This is a genomic window from Novosphingobium sp. FG90 (genome assembly GCF_057808725.1).
In genome coordinates, this window is record NZ_JBMDIO010000011.1 from 1 (window position 1) to 15,201 (window position 15,201).

The window sequence follows — 15,201 nt, forward strand, 5'->3', positions numbered from 1 at the left end:
CATCGGACGCAATCTACCCGTCGCCGAAACGAACATCGCATTGTTCACGGCCGACTCGATCGCTTCAAGTCGCTCAATGACGAGCATGGCCATGTCGCGGGTGACGCGGTGCTTGCCGAGATCGCCCGCCGCCTGCTGCAGTCGGTGCGCGCCGGCGACCTCGTCGCACGGCTGGGCGGGGATGAGTTCGTTGTGCTGCTCGGTGCTGCGGATCCCGGCATGACGCAGGACATCTGCCGCCGCATCGTGGACACGGTGTCGGCGGCCCCGGTCGAACTGCCGATGGGCGGTCATACCGAGGCGAGGATCAGCTGCGGCCTCGTTCATCGTGCGCCGGGGCAGGGCGGCATCGACCTGCTCAACCGCGCGGACATGGCGCTCTACGAAGCGAAGCGTGGTGGCCGCAACCAGATGATCGCGGCTTAGTCATTTTCCCGTTCGTGACTCACACGGCCCAGACGAAGTCGATCCGGACGTCGCCGGTGCGGGCACCGTCGGCATCGAAGCTGCGTTCGACGATCGAGCCTCGGCCCTCGCGGTCGACCGTGATCACCGTGCTGCACCGCGTACCGTAGATCGCATCGCGGATGAACACGGGCGCGAAGCGCGGCTCGGGACCAAGTTCGGGGCCAAGTTCGGGGCGATGGGGCGAGGGTGCCGGCGTCTCGTCCCGCAGGGCGCCGAGCAGCGGTTCCACCTCGGCCGCGCCTCTATCCAGCCATTTCGTGATGGCTTCCCCCACCTGCAGCGTCTTGGGCCAGGGCACGTCGAAACCGCCGTTCGACAATCCGTGGATGCCCGGAGACAGCGGCCGCAGCTCGACCTGCGGGTGATTGGTGAGGAACGAGGCGTCGCCCTTATCGGCCAGGATCAGGTTGAACGGATTCATCTGCGCCATCGCGTCGGTCAGCGTGTCCGGGAGCGCGCCCTCCAGCAGGTCCGTCACCAGCTTCCCGCGCGAGGGGCGGCCGGGCTGCGAGCCCTCCGGCACGCGGTAGTTGGTGACGAGGGCGAAACGGGCTGCCTCTGTAACGCCCAGCCAGGTGCCGCCGCCGGTGAGGTCGGTCCCGGCGATGATGCCGTCCGGCCTGTGCGCGAGCGGCGCGGCGGGACGGGCATGGAACTCGTCGCGGTTGCCTGCCACGACGAGGAGCCAGTCGGGATGGGCATCCCAGGCGACGGCGGCGACGCACATGGTCTCAGATCAGTCCCTTGGCGCGCAGCGAGACGTGACCCTCGCGTCCGATCACCACGTGGTCGTGGACGGAGACGCCGAGCAGGCGCCCGGCCTCGGCGATGCGATTGGTGATGTCGATGTCCGCCCGGCTCGGCTGCGGCGAGCCCGAAGGGTGATTGTGCACGAGGATCAGCGCCGTGGCGCCGAGGTCGAGCGCGCGGCGGATCACCTCGCGCGGGTGGATCGCCGCCTCGTCGATCGAGCCTTCGCCGACGAGATCGTCGAGGATCAGCATGTTGCGCGCGTTGAGATAGAGGACGCGCACCCGCTCGACCGTCAGGTGCGCCATGTCGATCGTCAGGTAGTCGATGAGGGCGTGCCACGAGGACAGCACCGGCGCCTCGCGCACTTTCTGGCGGGCCATGCGGGTGGCGGCGACGGTGACCACGCGAAGCGCGGCGGCGGTTGCGTCGCCCATGCCGGGGTGAGCGGCGAGGGCGCGCGGCTCGGCCTGCAGCACGCCCGCGAGCGAGCCGAAGCGATGGATCAGGCTGCGCGCCAGCGGCTTCATGTCGCGGCGCGGAACGGCCTGCATCAGCAGGAGTTCAATGACCTCATGATCCGCCAGAGCCTCCGCCCCGCCATCGAGCAGCCGCTTGCGCAACCGTGCGCGGTGGCCGCTCGAATCATTGGCAAAATCGCTGCGCGCCTCCTTGAGAGGGGCGGGGCGTTCATCGAAGAGGGGAGGTTGTCCGTCCATGCTGCGTACAAACAATTGCCTTTCCCGTCCGCCCGGCGCAAGTGAACGATCGGATGTCGCAAGAGATCGACCAGACCCCGGACACCGACGAGGCCGCTACCGGGGGCCTTTCTTCGCGTGGGCGCTTTCGGAGCGGCCACAGTTGGCGCAGGCGTTGGGGCGCTCCCGTGCTTGTCGTGGGCGGCCTGCTGGCGGCGGCGCTGGGCGCTGCCTGGCTATCGCGCGAGGAGATCGCGGCGAACCTCATAGAGCGTGAACTCGATTCGCTGGGTCTCGATGCCCGTTACGAGATCGTGCGGATCGGGCCTTCGGAGCAGGTGATTCGCAATCTCGTCATCGGCGATCCGGCGCGGCCGGACCTGACGGTGCAGGAATTGCGGGTGGCGACGCGCCTTTCCTGGGGGCTGCCCGGCATCGGCCGCATCACCGTCGTGAAGCCGCGCCTCTACGGTTCGTGGCGCGGCGGCAAGGCCAGCTTCGGCAGTCTCGACAAGGCGCTGTTCAGCGGCAAGGGCGGACCGTTCGAGATGCCCGACCTCGACCTCGCGGTGGTCGATGGACGCGCCCTGATCGACAGCGACCACGGCCGCATCGGCGTCAAGCTGGCGGGCGAGGGCGAATTGCGCGGCGGCTTCTCCGGCGAACTGGCCGCGCTTTCGCCCGCGCTCACCGGCGGCGGCTGCTCAACCGGGCGGGCCACAGTCTACGGCAAGCTGACGACCTCGACCGCGAAGCCCCGATTCGAGGGGCCGGTGCGGCTGGAGAGCCTGTCGTGCCCGTCGCAGGGATTGCGACTGGCCCGGGCCGGTGTGCAACTGGACGTGACGCTCGACGAGGCGCTCGACGGGGCTTCGGGCAAGCTCGGCCTTTCCGCCGGAGCCGCGCGTTTCGGTGTTCAGAAGCTGGCGGGGGCGAGCGGCTCTGGGCGCTTCACCTATCGCGGCAATGCCTTGAGCGCCACGTATCGGGTGACCGGGCGCGGCCTCGACACACCGCAGGCGCGGATGCGCGAAGTCACCCTCGAAGGGCGAGCGCGCTCGACCGGCGGCCTTGCCCGATTCGACGTGGATGCGGACCTCACCGGCCGGGAACTGGCGCTGGGCAGCACCGTGGACCGCGCACTGCTTGTCGCGCAGCAGGCGGGCGCGGGCACGCTCGGCGCGCCGATCGCGGCGCAAGTGCGTCAGGCGCTCGGCCGCGAGATGCGCGGGAGCACGGTCAATGCGGGCCTCCTTGTGCGCAATTCGCGCGAGGGGCTGAGCGTCGTCGTCACGCGCGGGTCGCTGAAGGGCGGCAGCGGAGAATCGGTGCTCTCGCTCTCGCGCGTGCAGGCGATGTTCGGCCGCAAGGGCGGCGTGCCGCAGGTGAACGGCAACTTCACGACCGGCGGGCGAGGACTTCCGCAGGCGTGGGGGCGGATGGAGACCGGCGACGACGGCCACCTCACCATGCGCGCGACGATGACGGATTACCGCGCCGGATCGGCGATGGTCGGCGTGCCGAGGCTGGCGCTTGAGCAGGCGCCCGATGGCGCGCTTTCGTTCAACGGGCAGGTCACTCTCAGCGGCGATCTTCCGAGCGGCAACACGCGCAACCTGCAGCTTCCGGTCGATGGCCGATGGGGCGCGGACGGCAGGCTCGCCGTGTGGCGCCGCTGCACCGACGTCGCCTTCGATGCCCTCAGCTTCTCCAACCTGACCATCGACAAGCGCAAGCTGACCTTGTGCCCGGCGCGCGGCGGCGCGATCGTGGAAGGGCGCCCCGACAACCTGCTGCTCGCGGCAGGCATGACGGCGCTCGACTTGTCCGGCCACCTTGGGGAGACGCCGATCCGCATCGCCAGCGGGCCGCTCGGTTTCGCGATGGGCGGCGGTAAGCCCGGCGTCCTCAAGGCCAGCGCGATCAACGTGGCGCTTGGCCCGGCGGACACCGCATCGCACTTTACCGTCAGCCATCTCGACGGGCAGATCGGCAAGGACATCGCGGGCACCTTCGACGAGGCCGACATCCGCCTCGCCGCCGTGCCGCTGGATATGCGGCAGGCGGCGGGCCGCTGGCGTTACGCGGGCGGCGTGGCCTCGATCGAGGGTGCGCAGTTCACGCTGGTGGACCGCCAGCAAGTCGCCCGCTTCCAGCCCATGATCGCGCGCGACGCGACGCTGCAACTGGCCGACAACCGCATCACAGCGCAGGCTTTGCTGCGCGAGCCGACCAGCGACCGTGCCGTGGTCCGCGCCGACATCCTCCACGACCTGTCGCGGGCGGACGGCCATGCGAATCTCGCGGCCGAGGGCATCGTCTTCGACGACAAGCTTCAGCCCGACGCGCTCTCGCGGCTGGTGCTGGGCGTGGTATCCGACCTCAAGGGCGTCGTGCGCGGCACCGGGCGGATCGACTGGAACCCGAAGAGCGTGACCAGCCGTGGCCGCTTCTCCACCGACGGCGTCGACTTCGCGGCGGCCTTCGGTCCGGTGCGCGGCCTGTCGGGCGACGTGGTGTTCACCGACCTGCTCGGCATGGTCACCGCGCCCAACCAGAGCGTGCGCATCGCTTCCATGAACCCCGGTGTCGAGGTGACCGACGGCTCGCTTTCCTATGAACTGCGTCCTGGCTACAACCTCATCGTGCACGGCGCTAAGTGGCCGTTCATGAGCGGTACGCTGACGCTCGATCCGGCGAAGATGCAGATCGGTGCGGCGGAGACGCGCTACTACACGCTGCGCGTCTCCGGCCTCGACGCGGCGGACTTCGTGCAGCATCTGGAACTGACGAACATCAACGCCAGCGGCATCTTCGACGGTGAGCTGCCGCTGATCTTTGACGAGAACGGCGGGCGGATCGAGAAAGGCTTCCTGCGCTCTCGCGATCCGGGCGGCAATGTCTCCTACGTCGGCGCGCTGACGTACAAGGACTTGTCGGCGATGGGCAATTACGCCTTCGACGCACTCAAGTCGGTGAACTACCGCAAGATGGAGATCGGGCTGGGCGGTTCGCTCTCCGGTGACATCGTCACGAAGATCAGCTTCGACGGGCTCAGCCAGGGGCAGGGGGCGAGCAAGAACTTCATCACCAAGCAGATCGCCAAGCTGCCGATCCGCTTCATCGTCAACATCAAGGCGCCGTTCTTCAGCCTGTTCGGCTCGATGCGCTCGCTCTACGATCCGACATACGTGACGGATCCGAGGGTGCTCGGCCTGCTCAATACGGACGGGACGCGATCGACCACGGCGCCCGATGCGACGCTCAATCTGGCGCCGCCAAAACCGGCTTCGGCTCAATCCGGCGCTATTCAGCCTCCAGTCAGCGAGAAAGAGCCATGATGCCCTCGGAATTGACCGGAAGCCTTCCGGCTGCGACAAGCCCGGCGATGATCGACGGGTATTCGACAGAGCAGCAGGTGGGCACACGGTCCGGCAGGCGCGCCGTTCGCGCCGCAATGATGGCCGCGACGGTGATGGCGGTCGCTTTCGGTCTCGGAGGCTGCATTCAGGTCGCAGCGCCCGACAAGCCGATCGTGATCGAACTCAACATCAACATCCGGCAGGAAGTCGTCTACCGTCTGGCCGCCGACGCGGCCAAGACGGTGGAGCAGAACGAGGGCATTTTCTGATGACGAGCATTCGTTTCATTGCCGCCGCAGCAGCCACGGTTCTCGCCGTCGCCGGTGCGTCCACGGCTTATGCGCAGCGCTCGCCGGAATACGTCGCGGCGCGCGCGGCCGGGCAGGTCGGCGAGCAGCGCGACGGCTATCTCGGCGTGGTGAGCGGCGGCGGGGACATCTCCGCCATGGTCCGCGACATCAACAACAAGCGCCGCTCGGTCTACACAACGGCCGCGCAGGGCAAGAGCACGATCGAGGAATACGCTTTCACCACCGGCTGCAAGCTGATCCGCGACACCAAGCCCGGCGAGAAGTACCAGGGCCTCGACGGTTCGTGGAAAACGCGCGGTGCCGGTGCGCCGGACCTCGATCCGCGTTGTCCGTAAGGTTCTCCATGAGGCGGTGAAAACGGCGTCCGGCCAAAAGTACTAGGCTGAACCGTTCAACAGTTTCGTTAGCCCACTGACGAATCAAGAAAAGGCCGGAGGCGGGCGCGCTTTTCCGGCCTTTTTCGCGTCCATTCCGGCTCCATCGCCATTGCGGTATTGGGGCGATCGCCGCAGTTCTACTTCACTCAAGCCGCATCCCGGCGCGCGGTCCTGTCAACAACAGGCGCCGCAGAGCCGCCGCCCCGGTTGACTCGGGATAAGCCCCACCCTAAGGGGCCGGTGCTCTTGGCGGGCAGCCGTCGTTTGTGTCTAACGTTCCTGTCATCGTGAGGAGGACGTGACATGACCGACGAGCAACCTGCACGAGACCCTGTTGGCGGGGATGCGCGCATCGATTCGCTCGACGAAAGGCTCAAGGCCCTTCGCGAGCGGGAAGAGGAACGCAACCGACCGAAAGCCGGCGCGGAAACCGATGCGAGCTATCGCATGGGCAACCGGGTCCTTTCGGAACTGCTCGGCGGGGTTGCGGGCGGTCTGTTCCTGGGGTGGCTCATCGGCCATTTCAGCGGATATATGGCCTTGAGTCTGATGGTGATGCTGTTCGTGGGAATTGGTATCGCCTTCAGGAACATACTAAGGATTACGAACCAGCGTCCTGACTGACCCGCGAATTGGGGAGTGGGGCGCTGTAGTTCAATAGGCGACAGGGGTAATCGCGTGGCAGCCGAAGCGAAGCTCGATCCGATGCACCAGTTCCAGCTTGAAAAGCTGGCGGGCGCGGACTGGAACATTGCCGGTTACAATATCGCCTTCACCAACAGTGCGCTGTGGATGGCCATCGCCACCCTCGCGCTGATCGTGTTCGTTGCGGGCGGCATGAAGCGTCAGCTGGTGCCCGGTCGCTGGCAGATGGCGGTGGAGACCTTCACCGGTTTCATCGACGGCATGCTCGCCGCCAACGTCGGCAAGAACGGTAAGAAGTACGTTCCGTACATTTTCTCGCTGTTCATGTTCATCCTCTTCGCGAACTTCCTCGGCCTGATGCCGCTGGGCGTGCTGGGCGTTCATGCCTTCACCTTCACCAGCCACTTCTCGGCCACGGGCGTTCTCGCGGTGCTGTCGTTCTCGATCGTGCTGATCGTCGGCTTCGCCAAGCACAAGCTGCACTTCTTCTCGCTCTTCGTGCCGCACGGTACGCCGGTGGCGATGATCCCGATCATCTTCGTGGTCGAGCTGATCTCGTTCCTGGTGCGCCCGTTCAGCCTCGGCCTGCGACTGTTCGTCGCGATGATGGCCGGCCACGTCCTGCTCGAAGTGCTCTCCAGCTTCGTGATCTCGGGCGGCAACGCCGGTCCCGCGCTCTTCGTGATCGCAGGTCTGCCCAGCTTCGTGCTGATGGTCGGCATCTGCGCGCTGGAACTGCTGGTCGCTGGCATCCAGGCCTACGTCTTCGCTCTTCTCACCTGCGTCTACCTGAACGACGCCGAGAACCTTCACTGATCATCTTTTTTCGCCACATTTGCGGGCACACCAAAGGGAGTTTTTGATATGGACGCAGAAGCTGCAAAGCTGCTCGGAGCCGGTTTCGCTGCAATCGGCGCAGGCCTCGCCTCGATCGGCGTGGGCAACGTTTTCGCCAAGTTCCTCGAAGGCGCGCTGCGCAACCCGGGCGCCGCTGACGCCCAGCAGGGCCGCCTGTTCATCGGCTTCGCCGGTGCAGAGCTTCTCGGCCTGCTCTCGTTCGTCATTGCCGCGCTGCTGATCTTCGCCTGATCGCTCGCGTTTGACCGGATTTCCGGCCGCCCTGACCCTTTGGTGAGGCGGCCGGGATTTCCGGCAAGATTTTTTCCGGCTTCCTTCGAGACAGGGCTGAACCCATGCCTCAGATCGCTCAGCTAGGCGAGTTCTACTCCAGCCAGATCTTCTGGCTGTTGATCTTCTTCGGTATCACCTTCTTCGTCGTTGGACGGGGCATGGTGCCGAAGGTGATGGACACCGTCGCCAGCCGTGACAACCAGATCGCCGCCGACCTCAAGGCAGCCGAAGCCGCTCGTGCCCAGGCCGATGCCGAAGAGGCCGCTTGGCGCACCCGCGAGAACGCCAACCGCGCTTCGGCGCAGGGCACCATCGCCGACGCCCGTGCCAAGGCAGCAGCCGCTGCCGAGCAGCGCCTCGCCGTTGCCCAGGCTTCGATCGACGCCACCCTGGCCGGTGCGGAAACCCGCATCGCCGAGGCTCGCCGAGCCGCTGCCGACGATATCGAGACCGTGGCCGCCGAGGCGACCCGCGACATCGTCAGCCGCATCGCCGGCCTGACGCTGGGCGACGACGCGGTGCGCGGCGCCGTGAAGGAGAACCTGGTCCATGGCTGACGCCAACGCCGCCGTCGAGCATGGCCTCGACCACGAAGCCGCCGAAGTGAGCGGCGCGGAAACGCACGCTTCGACCGAGCATCACGCCGAACCGCTGTTCCTCGGCTTCGCTCCGCCGGTTGCGGTCGTCAGCAGCTCGATGATCGTGCTGCTTGCGATCCTGGCCTGGAAGGGCGTGCCGAAGATGATCGGCAAGGGCCTCGACGCCAAGATCGCCGAGATCAAGTCGCAGCTCGCCGAAGCCAAGTCGCTGCGCGCCGAGGCGGAAGCCCTTCGTTCGGAATATGCGAGCAAGATCGCGAACGCCGAGAAGGACGCCGCCGCGATGCTCGACCATGCCCGTCACGAAGCCGAGGCGATCGTCGCCAAGGCCGAGGCGGACACCACCGAGACCATCGCCCGCCGCGAGAAGATGGCGCAGGACAAGATCACCGCAGCCGAGTTCGCTGCCGTGACCCAGCTGCGCAATCAGGCCGCCGCTGCTGCCGCCGCAGCCGCGAAGGGTCTGATCGCCGCGAACCACTCCGCCGCCGCCGACAAGGCGCTGGTGGATCAGGCTATCGCCGGGATCTGATTTCCTCACCCTTGCTGGTGGGATCAAGAAGCCTCCGTCCTTGGACGGGGGCTTTTTTGTGCGTGCTTGCAAGGTGACAGGTTTACACGGTTTACACGGTCGAGAGGGGGAGGTGTCACCTTGTGGTGTAACCTTGCGGGACACGGGACGATCAGGTTGGGCATAAGCGTAACATATCGTTACCGAGAGCATGTAGGAAAGCGGCCCGTCTGGAAGCGCCCCGTTGCGGACAAAGAGCGAGGTGGTAACCTCTCAACATGTATCTCGGTGCAACCTTGTTCTCCTCGGTGTTTGTCGCGCTTTTCGGCTTCCTTGCGGCTGATGCGCTGCGATCAAGTAAGCTCCGAGGAATCGGGTGGTTTGTTCATCGGGAGCAAGCCCCATTTAGGTATTGGTTCGGCGTCTTTGGCTACAGCCTGAACTTTGCCTTCGCATTGCTCTTTACCATAGCCTTTGCCTCTCTGATCGGCAGGTAACCACCCAAACCCACCGCCACCCTGAACTTGTTTCAGGGTCCATTAGGCCGATAGCGCAGTTTCGTGATCAGCGAGCCGAGATGGCGGTTTGCGAAACAACATACCGGCCCCAACTGCCCGATGGATCCTGAAACAAGTTCAGGATGACGAAGCGCCCTTGGGACAGATCCGCTTTCCACCCTTAGCGGCTATCCCCCGGTTCGTCATTGCGAGCGCAGCGAAGCAATCCAGGGCGGCTCAAGACTGCCCTGGATTGCTTCGCTGCGCTCGCAATGACGAATTTGGTGAATTGGTGGTAGATGGCTGCAACCCACCCAAATTCCCGTCACCCTGAACTTGTTTCAGGGTCCATCAAGCCGATAGCTCAGTTCCGTGATTAGCGAACCGAGATGGCGGTTTACGGCACACCATACCGGCACCGACTGCCCGATGGATCCTGAAACAAGTTCAGGATGACGAAGCCTATTGGGGCGGGGCGGTGCCATTCAGCCCGATCGGCATCCCAGCCTTCGCCGCGACGCCCAAATTGCTCAATCGTGCGGCGGGTTCTCGATCACTTCGTCCTTCGCCGCCTCGCCCATGCCGTGCTTCAGCACCATCGGCAGCTGCGAGAACGTGAACAGGAACGACAGCACGGTGAAGCCCCAGAGCTTGGCCTGCAGCCACGTGTCGAAGCTGACGGTATAGACCAGCACGGTGTTCAGCACCGCCAGCACCAGGAAGAACCACGCCCAGTTGCGCGACAGGATCATCCAGCCGGCGTCGTCCAGCCCCTCGAAGGCGGCCTGCAGCAGGTACTTGAGCATCGCCTTGCCGCGCCACAGCCCGAAGAACAGCACGGCCGAGAACATCAGGTAGACGGCGGTGGGCTTGAGCTGGATGAAGATCGCATTGCGGAACACCACCGTCAGCGCGCCGAAGCCGAGGATCAGCACCGTCGTCAGCCACAGCATCGGCGAGACATGGCCGAGCCGCCACTTCGACACGACCAGCGCCGCCACGGTCGCGACCATGAAGGCGATCGTGCCCTTGATGACGGCGGTGACGGTGGCGATCGAATTGCCGTCACCCTCGGGCGAGAAGTGCCGATAGGCGAGGAAGAATACCAGCAGCGGCCCGAAATCAACGACGAGGTTCAGCCAGCTGGATTTGGGCTTCTTGGCAGCATCGGCGCTCATCACGCGATCCCCGCGATGACCCGCGCGAGCAGGTCGGGGTTGAAGGGCCGCAGGTCGTCGATCTTCTCGCCGACGCCGATGGCATGGATGGGCAACCCGTACTGCTCCGCCGCCGCGACGAGGACGCCGCCGCGTGCGGTGCCGTCCAGCTTGGTCATGATGAGGCCGGAGACGCCCGCCACTTCCTTGAAAATCTCTATCTGCGAGAGCGCGTTCTGGCCGTTGGTGGCATCGAGCACCAAGACCACGTCGTGCGGCGCGGCGGGGTTCAGGCGGCCGAGGACGCGGCGGATCTTGGCCAGTTCGTCCATCAGTTCGCGCTTGTTCTGGAGGCGCCCGGCGGTGTCGACGATCAGCGCGTCGATGCCCTGCTCGGTCGCGGCCTTGAGGCCGTCGAACACGATCGAGGCGGGGTCGCCGCCCTCGGGGCCGGTGACGATCGGGATCGACAGGCGGTCCGCCCAGACCTTGAGCTGGCCGATCGCGGCGGCGCGGAAGGTGTCGCCCGCCGCCAGCATGACCGAATAGTCCTGTTCCTGGAACAGGTGCGCCAGCTTGGCGATCGTGGTGGTCTTGCCCGAACCGTTCACGCCGATGACGAGGATCACCTGCGGGCGCGGGAAGGCGACGATGTCGAGCGGCTTGGCGACCGGGCGCAGGATCTCGGCAATCTCGCGCGCAACGACTTCCATGATGGCGCGTTCGTCGGCGTCGCGCTCGAAGCGTTCCTCGGCCAGCCGGTCGCGGATGCGGGCGGCGGCGCGGGGGCCGAGGTCGGACATGATGAGCGCATCTTCCAGCGCGTCGAGCTGCGCCGGGGTCAGGCGCGAGCCGCCACCGATGCCGGCAAGATTGCCCGCAAGGCGCTGCGAAGTCTGGCGAAAGCCTCCGAAGAGACGGTCGGACCAGTCGCTTGCTGCCCCCTCGTTCTGCTGGGCGTCAGGGGTACTCATGCTTCCAGCATTCCTTCGACTATTCTTGCCGGGATCACCTCCACCAGCGCGCCGGGCGGCGTGCCGGGGGGAACCCGGACGGGCGCGAAGTCGGCCGCGTGGCCGCTCCCGCCCTTTTCGGCGAGCACCCATAGCGGCAAGCCCAGATGCGCGGCAAGCCACGATGCGCGCGTTTCGGCCACCTTTGCGCGTAGCTCTGCAGCGCGGGCGCGGATCGTCGCGTGCTCCACCTGCGGCATGCGCGCGGCAGGCGTGCCGGGGCGCGGCGAGTAGGGGAAGACGTGGCCGTGGACGACGCCCAAGTCGGCGATGATCGACAGGTTTGCGGCGTGGGCCTCGTCGTCCTCGGTGGGGAAACCGGCGATGAGGTCGGCGCCGATGGCGATCTCGGGGCGGCGAGCGCGCAGGGCTGCGACGAGGTCCACCGCGTCGGCGCGCGAATGGCGGCGCTTCATGCGCTTGAGGATCAGGTCGTGGCCGTGCTGCAGCGAGAGGTGGACATGGGGCATCACTCGCGCCTCGGAGGCGAGGAGGTCGAACAACTGGTCGTCCACCTCAGCGCCGTCGATCGAGGAGAGGCGCAGGCGGGGCAGGGCGGGGAAGCGGGCGAGGATAGCCTCCGCCAGCGCGCCGAGGCGCGGCTCTCCGGGCAGGTCGCCGCCCCATGAGGTGAGATCGACGCCGGTGAGGATCACTTCCCGTACCCCTGCGTCGAGGTGGCGGGCGACGTCGTCCAGCACTTGCACCACAGTGCGCGAGCGGCTCGGGCCTCGGCCTTGCGGGATGATGCAGAAGGTGCAGGCGTGGTCGCAGCCGTTCTGGACCTGCATGAAAGCGCGGGTGTGGGTGCGGGTTTCCGGCGCCCGTGCCGCGAGCGGCACGTTCCAGGCGCGCGGATCGAGTTTGGCGGTGTTGGCGATCAGCCCATCCACCTCGGGCATCGCGGCGAGGGCGTCGCGTTCCACTTCAGCGGCGCAGCCGGTGACGAGCAGGCGCGCGTCGGGACGGGCCTTGCGGGCGCGGCGAATGGCCTGGCGGGTCTGGCGCACGGCCTCTGCGGTGACCGCGCAGGAGTTGATGACGACGAGGTTGTCCGCCTCACTCAGCATGCCGCGCAGGGACTCGCTTTCGGCGAGGTTCAGGCGGCAGCCGAGCGAATGGACCTCGACGGTCAAATGGGGATCCTGATGGCAGCCCCGAAATCGGCGGTGTCGAACGAGCCGCGAAACGCCTCGGTCGCCGGGCCGGTCATGACGATCTCGTTGTCCTCGCGCCACTCGATGACGAGCGGGCCGCCGGGCAGCGTCACGGTGACGCGGCGGTCGACGAGGCCGCGCTTCATCGCGCCGATCGCGGTGGCGCAGGCGCCGGTGCCGCAGGCCCGCGTGAGGCCGGCGCCGCGCTCCCACACGCGCAGGGTGATCGCATCGCGCGCGGTGATGCCCGCGACGTTGACGTTGATGCGCTCGGGGAACAGCGGGTCGGTCTCGATCATCGGGCCGATGCGGGCCATGTCGATGGCATAGGGATCGGCGACGAAGAAGATGACGTGCGGGTTGCCGACGTTGACCGCGATCGGGTTCACCAGTTCCTCCCACGCGACGGGCATGGCGTGGGTGTCCATGGCATAGGCGAGGGGGATCGTGTTCCAGTCGAAGCGCGGCTTGCCCATCTGGACGCTGATGCCGCCATCGGTGGGCGTGGAGGTGACGAGGCCGCCGAGTGTCTCGATGCGCGCAGGCTCGCCGTGGAGCAGGCCGACCGCGCGGGTGGCGTTGCCGCAAGCCTCGACCTCGCTGCCGTCGGCGTTGAAGATGCGCATGCGGAAGTCGGCGTCCATCGAGGGTTCGAGGACGATCAGCTGGTCGCACCCGATCCCGGTATGCCGATCCGCCAGCGCCGAGGCGAAGGCGGCGTCCACCGGGGGCAGGGCGTGCGTGCGGCCGTCCAGCACGATGAAGTCGTTGCCCAGGCCGTGCATCTTGGTGAAGTCGATCCGCATGGGCGCGATCTAGGAGTTGCGGGGGCGAAGGTCAATTTCCCCTGCCGTTTTCGTCGTCCCGGACTTGATCCCGGATGACGTCAGGCGCGCTTCACTTCCGGCGCTTCGTCCGGGGCGACCTCGGCCTTCGGTTCCTCGCCCAGCCATTCGCCGAGCTCGGCAGCGGGGCGGGGGCGGCCGTAGAGGTAGCCCTGTCCGGTGATGCCGCCGTACTGTCGCAAGTGGTCGAGCACGTCCTGCGTCTCGATACCTTCGGCGGTGACGGGCATGTGCAGCCCCTCGCCCAGCGTCGCCACGGCGCGCACGATGGCGGCGCTGTCCTCGTCGTCGATCAGGCTGGAGACGAAGCTGCGGTCGATCTTGATGCGGTCGAACGGGAGCTGCTTGAGCTGGCCGATCGAACTGTAGCCGGTGCCGAAGTCGTCGAGGCTGATGCGGATGCCCTGGTTCTTGAGGCTGGTTACCAGCGTGCGGACCTGCCCGAGATTCTGGTGCAGGCAGCTTTCGGTGATCTCGACTTCGAGCCGCTGCGGCGGGAAGTTCGCCTCTACCAGCATGCGCAGCAGCTTCTGGGCGAACCACGGGTCGCGCAGCTGGATGGGTGAGATGTTGACCGCCAGCGTCAGCTTCGGGTCCCACAGCTTCGCATCTTCCAGCGCCTGCGCGATGACGCTGCGCGAGAGTTCGGCGATAGCGCCGATCTCTTCGGCGACGGGGATGAAGATGTCTGGCGCGACGATGCCGAACTGCGGCGAATCCCAACGCGCCAGCATCTCGAAGCCGGTGAGTTCGCCGGTCTCCAGATCGACCTGTTGTTCGTAGAACGGCACGAATTCGCCGCGCGGGATGCCGGCGCGGATGCCCGCTTCGAGATCGGCGCGGAAACGCATCTCGTGGGCCATCTGCGGCTCGAACCAGGAGAACTGGTTCCGGCCCTGGCGCTTGGCGTGGTACATGGCGACGTCGGCCATCTCCAGCAGCGCCTGCGAGGTGGTGGTGCGCGATTCGGCGCGGGACAGGCCGATGGAGGCGGTGACGTCGATCGTCGTGGTGCTGGCCCGAGAACCCTCGGCGATCACCTGGACAAGGGCGCCGGCGACGCGGTCGATGGTTTCGCTGTGCTGGCGTTCGAAGGCGAGCGCGACGGCGAATTCGTCCCCGCCGATGCGGCCGACCACAGCGCTTGCGGGCAGGGCGGCGACGATGCGGCGGGCACATTCCACCAGCAGGCGGTCGCCGGTGGCATGGCCGTTGTAGTCGTTGACCTGCTTGAAGTTGTCGAGGTCGATCATCAGGACCGCCACGGCCTGTCCGGCGGTGACGCTGCGATCGATCAGGGCATCGACGCCGAGGTTGAAGCTGCGGCGGTTATGGAAGCCGGTGAGCGAATCGGTCTCGGCCAGACGCCGTGCCTCGCGCTCGGCGGCCTTGCGCAGCATGATCTCCTCGCACAGCTCGCGGTAGCGGCTCCAGCCGAAGATGATGATCGCGATGTTAAGCAGAAAGGCATTGAGCAGGAAGTTGTCCGGCCCCGGTCCCTGTCCGGCCAGCGAACTGACCACGGCCGGGCCGATTTCGCTGCCAGTGGCCACGAAGAGGATGATCGCTGCGGTGACGATGCCCAGTGCGACGACGTCGAACTCGCTGCGCTCGGCCTCACGCCCGGAGGAAAGGGAATTGGCTGCGTGCACGAATGTGCCCCCTCCAAGGGCGTAAGTT

At 66.5% G+C, this 15,201-nt stretch carries 16 protein-coding genes; 9 read left to right on the top strand and 7 right to left on the bottom strand.

The window, feature by feature from the left end:
• On the top strand, positions 1-426 hold a 426-nt coding region (locus tag ACODRZ_RS11875; protein WP_488972735.1), incomplete at its 5' end, for a GGDEF domain-containing protein.
• A gap of 19 nt (positions 427-445) precedes the next feature.
• On the opposite strand, the gene ACODRZ_RS11880 is transcribed toward ACODRZ_RS11875, so the two are convergent.
• Together ACODRZ_RS11880 and radC are read right to left on the bottom strand one after the other, a co-directional pair.
• Positions 446-1,195 carry an NRDE family protein gene (locus ACODRZ_RS11880; protein WP_488972734.1) on the bottom strand — a complete coding sequence of 250 codons (750 nt, stop codon included), beginning with the start codon at positions 1,193-1,195 and terminating at the stop codon, positions 446-448.
• A gap of 4 nt (positions 1,196-1,199) precedes the next feature.
• Positions 1,200-1,937 (bottom strand): RadC family protein, encoded by a 738-nt coding sequence (gene radC, locus ACODRZ_RS11885; protein WP_488972737.1) that lies wholly within the window; start codon positions 1,935-1,937, stop codon positions 1,200-1,202.
• A 53-nt stretch (positions 1,938-1,990) separates the two neighbouring features.
• Between radC and ACODRZ_RS11890 the strand changes: the two genes are divergently transcribed.
• The 8 genes from ACODRZ_RS11890 to ACODRZ_RS11925 all read left to right on the top strand — a co-directional run bounded on the left by ACODRZ_RS11890 (position 1,991) and on the right by ACODRZ_RS11925 (position 8,873).
• Positions 1,991-5,257, top strand: a complete 3,267-nt coding sequence (locus tag ACODRZ_RS11890) for an intermembrane phospholipid transport YdbH family protein (protein WP_488972733.1) — start codon at positions 1,991-1,993, stop codon at positions 5,255-5,257.
• Positions 5,257-5,547, top strand: a complete 291-nt coding sequence (locus tag ACODRZ_RS11895; RefSeq protein ID WP_488972732.1) for a YnbE family lipoprotein — start codon at positions 5,257-5,259, stop codon at positions 5,545-5,547. The genes ACODRZ_RS11890 and ACODRZ_RS11895 overlap by 1 nt, the downstream gene beginning before the upstream one ends.
• Positions 5,547-5,924 (top strand): YdbL family probable chaperone protein, encoded by a 378-nt coding sequence (locus ACODRZ_RS11900; RefSeq protein WP_488972731.1) that lies wholly within the window; start codon positions 5,547-5,549, stop codon positions 5,922-5,924. Before ACODRZ_RS11895 ends, ACODRZ_RS11900 begins: the two co-directional genes overlap by 1 nt.
• A gap of 345 nt (positions 5,925-6,269) precedes the next feature.
• On the top strand, positions 6,270-6,590 hold the full coding sequence (locus tag ACODRZ_RS11905) for an AtpZ/AtpI family protein (RefSeq protein WP_488972730.1): 321 nt from the start codon (positions 6,270-6,272) through the stop codon (positions 6,588-6,590).
• 54 nt (positions 6,591-6,644) lie between these two features.
• Positions 6,645-7,427, top strand: coding sequence for a F0F1 ATP synthase subunit A (locus tag ACODRZ_RS11910; protein ID WP_488972729.1), 783 nt, complete (start codon positions 6,645-6,647; stop codon positions 7,425-7,427).
• A 48-nt stretch (positions 7,428-7,475) separates the two neighbouring features.
• On the top strand, positions 7,476-7,700 hold the full coding sequence (locus tag ACODRZ_RS11915) for a F0F1 ATP synthase subunit C (RefSeq protein WP_008833283.1): 225 nt from the start codon (positions 7,476-7,478) through the stop codon (positions 7,698-7,700).
• A 104-nt stretch (positions 7,701-7,804) separates the two neighbouring features.
• Positions 7,805-8,299 (top strand): F0F1 ATP synthase subunit B family protein, encoded by a 495-nt coding sequence (locus tag ACODRZ_RS11920; protein WP_488972728.1) that lies wholly within the window; start codon positions 7,805-7,807, stop codon positions 8,297-8,299.
• Entirely contained in the window at positions 8,292-8,873 is a 582-nt protein-coding gene (locus ACODRZ_RS11925; protein WP_488972727.1) for a F0F1 ATP synthase subunit B family protein, read from the top strand. Before ACODRZ_RS11920 ends, ACODRZ_RS11925 begins: the two co-directional genes overlap by 8 nt.
• A 1,006-nt stretch (positions 8,874-9,879) precedes the next feature.
• Here the strand turns inward: ACODRZ_RS11925 and ACODRZ_RS11930 are convergent.
• The 5 genes from ACODRZ_RS11930 to ACODRZ_RS11950 all read right to left on the bottom strand — a co-directional run bounded on the left by ACODRZ_RS11930 (position 9,880) and on the right by ACODRZ_RS11950 (position 15,173).
• Positions 9,880-10,527, bottom strand: coding sequence for an inner membrane-spanning protein YciB (locus tag ACODRZ_RS11930; RefSeq protein WP_488972726.1), 648 nt, complete (start codon positions 10,525-10,527; stop codon positions 9,880-9,882).
• Positions 10,527-11,480 (bottom strand): signal recognition particle-docking protein FtsY, encoded by a 954-nt coding sequence (gene ftsY / locus ACODRZ_RS11935; RefSeq protein WP_488972725.1) that lies wholly within the window; start codon positions 11,478-11,480, stop codon positions 10,527-10,529. The genes ACODRZ_RS11930 and ftsY overlap by 1 nt, the downstream gene beginning before the upstream one ends.
• Positions 11,477-12,655: a MiaB/RimO family radical SAM methylthiotransferase gene (locus ACODRZ_RS11940; protein WP_488972724.1), complete on the bottom strand. Its 1,179-nt coding sequence runs from the start codon at positions 12,653-12,655 to the stop codon at positions 11,477-11,479. The genes ftsY and ACODRZ_RS11940 overlap by 4 nt, the downstream gene beginning before the upstream one ends.
• Entirely contained in the window at positions 12,652-13,482 is an 831-nt protein-coding gene (gene dapF / locus ACODRZ_RS11945) for a diaminopimelate epimerase (protein ID WP_488972723.1), read from the bottom strand. The genes ACODRZ_RS11940 and dapF overlap by 4 nt, the downstream gene beginning before the upstream one ends.
• Positions 13,483-13,562: 80 nt before the next feature.
• Positions 13,563-15,173 (bottom strand): putative bifunctional diguanylate cyclase/phosphodiesterase, encoded by a 1,611-nt coding sequence (locus ACODRZ_RS11950; RefSeq protein ID WP_488972722.1) that lies wholly within the window; start codon positions 15,171-15,173, stop codon positions 13,563-13,565.
• Between the last annotated feature and the right edge of the window lie 28 nt (positions 15,174-15,201).

Excerpts from the sequence above, each read along its gene's own strand:
- ACODRZ_RS11880 (WP_488972734.1), bottom strand. The coding sequence starts at position 1,195 with ATGTGCGTCGCCGCCGTCGCCTGGGATGCCCATCCCGACTGGCTCCTC.
- radC (WP_488972737.1), bottom strand. The coding sequence starts at position 1,937 with ATGGACGGACAACCTCCCCTCTTCGATGAACGCCCCGCCCCTCTCAAG.
- ACODRZ_RS11890 (WP_488972733.1), top strand. The coding sequence starts at position 1,991 with ATGTCGCAAGAGATCGACCAGACCCCGGACACCGACGAGGCCGCTACC.
- ACODRZ_RS11895 (WP_488972732.1), top strand. The coding sequence starts at position 5,257 with ATGCCCTCGGAATTGACCGGAAGCCTTCCGGCTGCGACAAGCCCGGCG.
- ACODRZ_RS11900 (WP_488972731.1), top strand. The coding sequence starts at position 5,547 with ATGACGAGCATTCGTTTCATTGCCGCCGCAGCAGCCACGGTTCTCGCC.
- ACODRZ_RS11905 (WP_488972730.1), top strand. The coding sequence starts at position 6,270 with ATGACCGACGAGCAACCTGCACGAGACCCTGTTGGCGGGGATGCGCGC.
- ACODRZ_RS11915 (WP_008833283.1), top strand. The coding sequence starts at position 7,476 with ATGGACGCAGAAGCTGCAAAGCTGCTCGGAGCCGGTTTCGCTGCAATC.
- ACODRZ_RS11920 (WP_488972728.1), top strand. The coding sequence starts at position 7,805 with ATGCCTCAGATCGCTCAGCTAGGCGAGTTCTACTCCAGCCAGATCTTC.
- ACODRZ_RS11925 (WP_488972727.1), top strand. The coding sequence starts at position 8,292 with ATGGCTGACGCCAACGCCGCCGTCGAGCATGGCCTCGACCACGAAGCC.
- ACODRZ_RS11930 (WP_488972726.1), bottom strand. The coding sequence starts at position 10,527 with ATGAGCGCCGATGCTGCCAAGAAGCCCAAATCCAGCTGGCTGAACCTC.
- ftsY (WP_488972725.1), bottom strand. The coding sequence starts at position 11,480 with ATGAGTACCCCTGACGCCCAGCAGAACGAGGGGGCAGCAAGCGACTGG.
- dapF (WP_488972723.1), bottom strand. The coding sequence starts at position 13,482 with ATGCGGATCGACTTCACCAAGATGCACGGCCTGGGCAACGACTTCATC.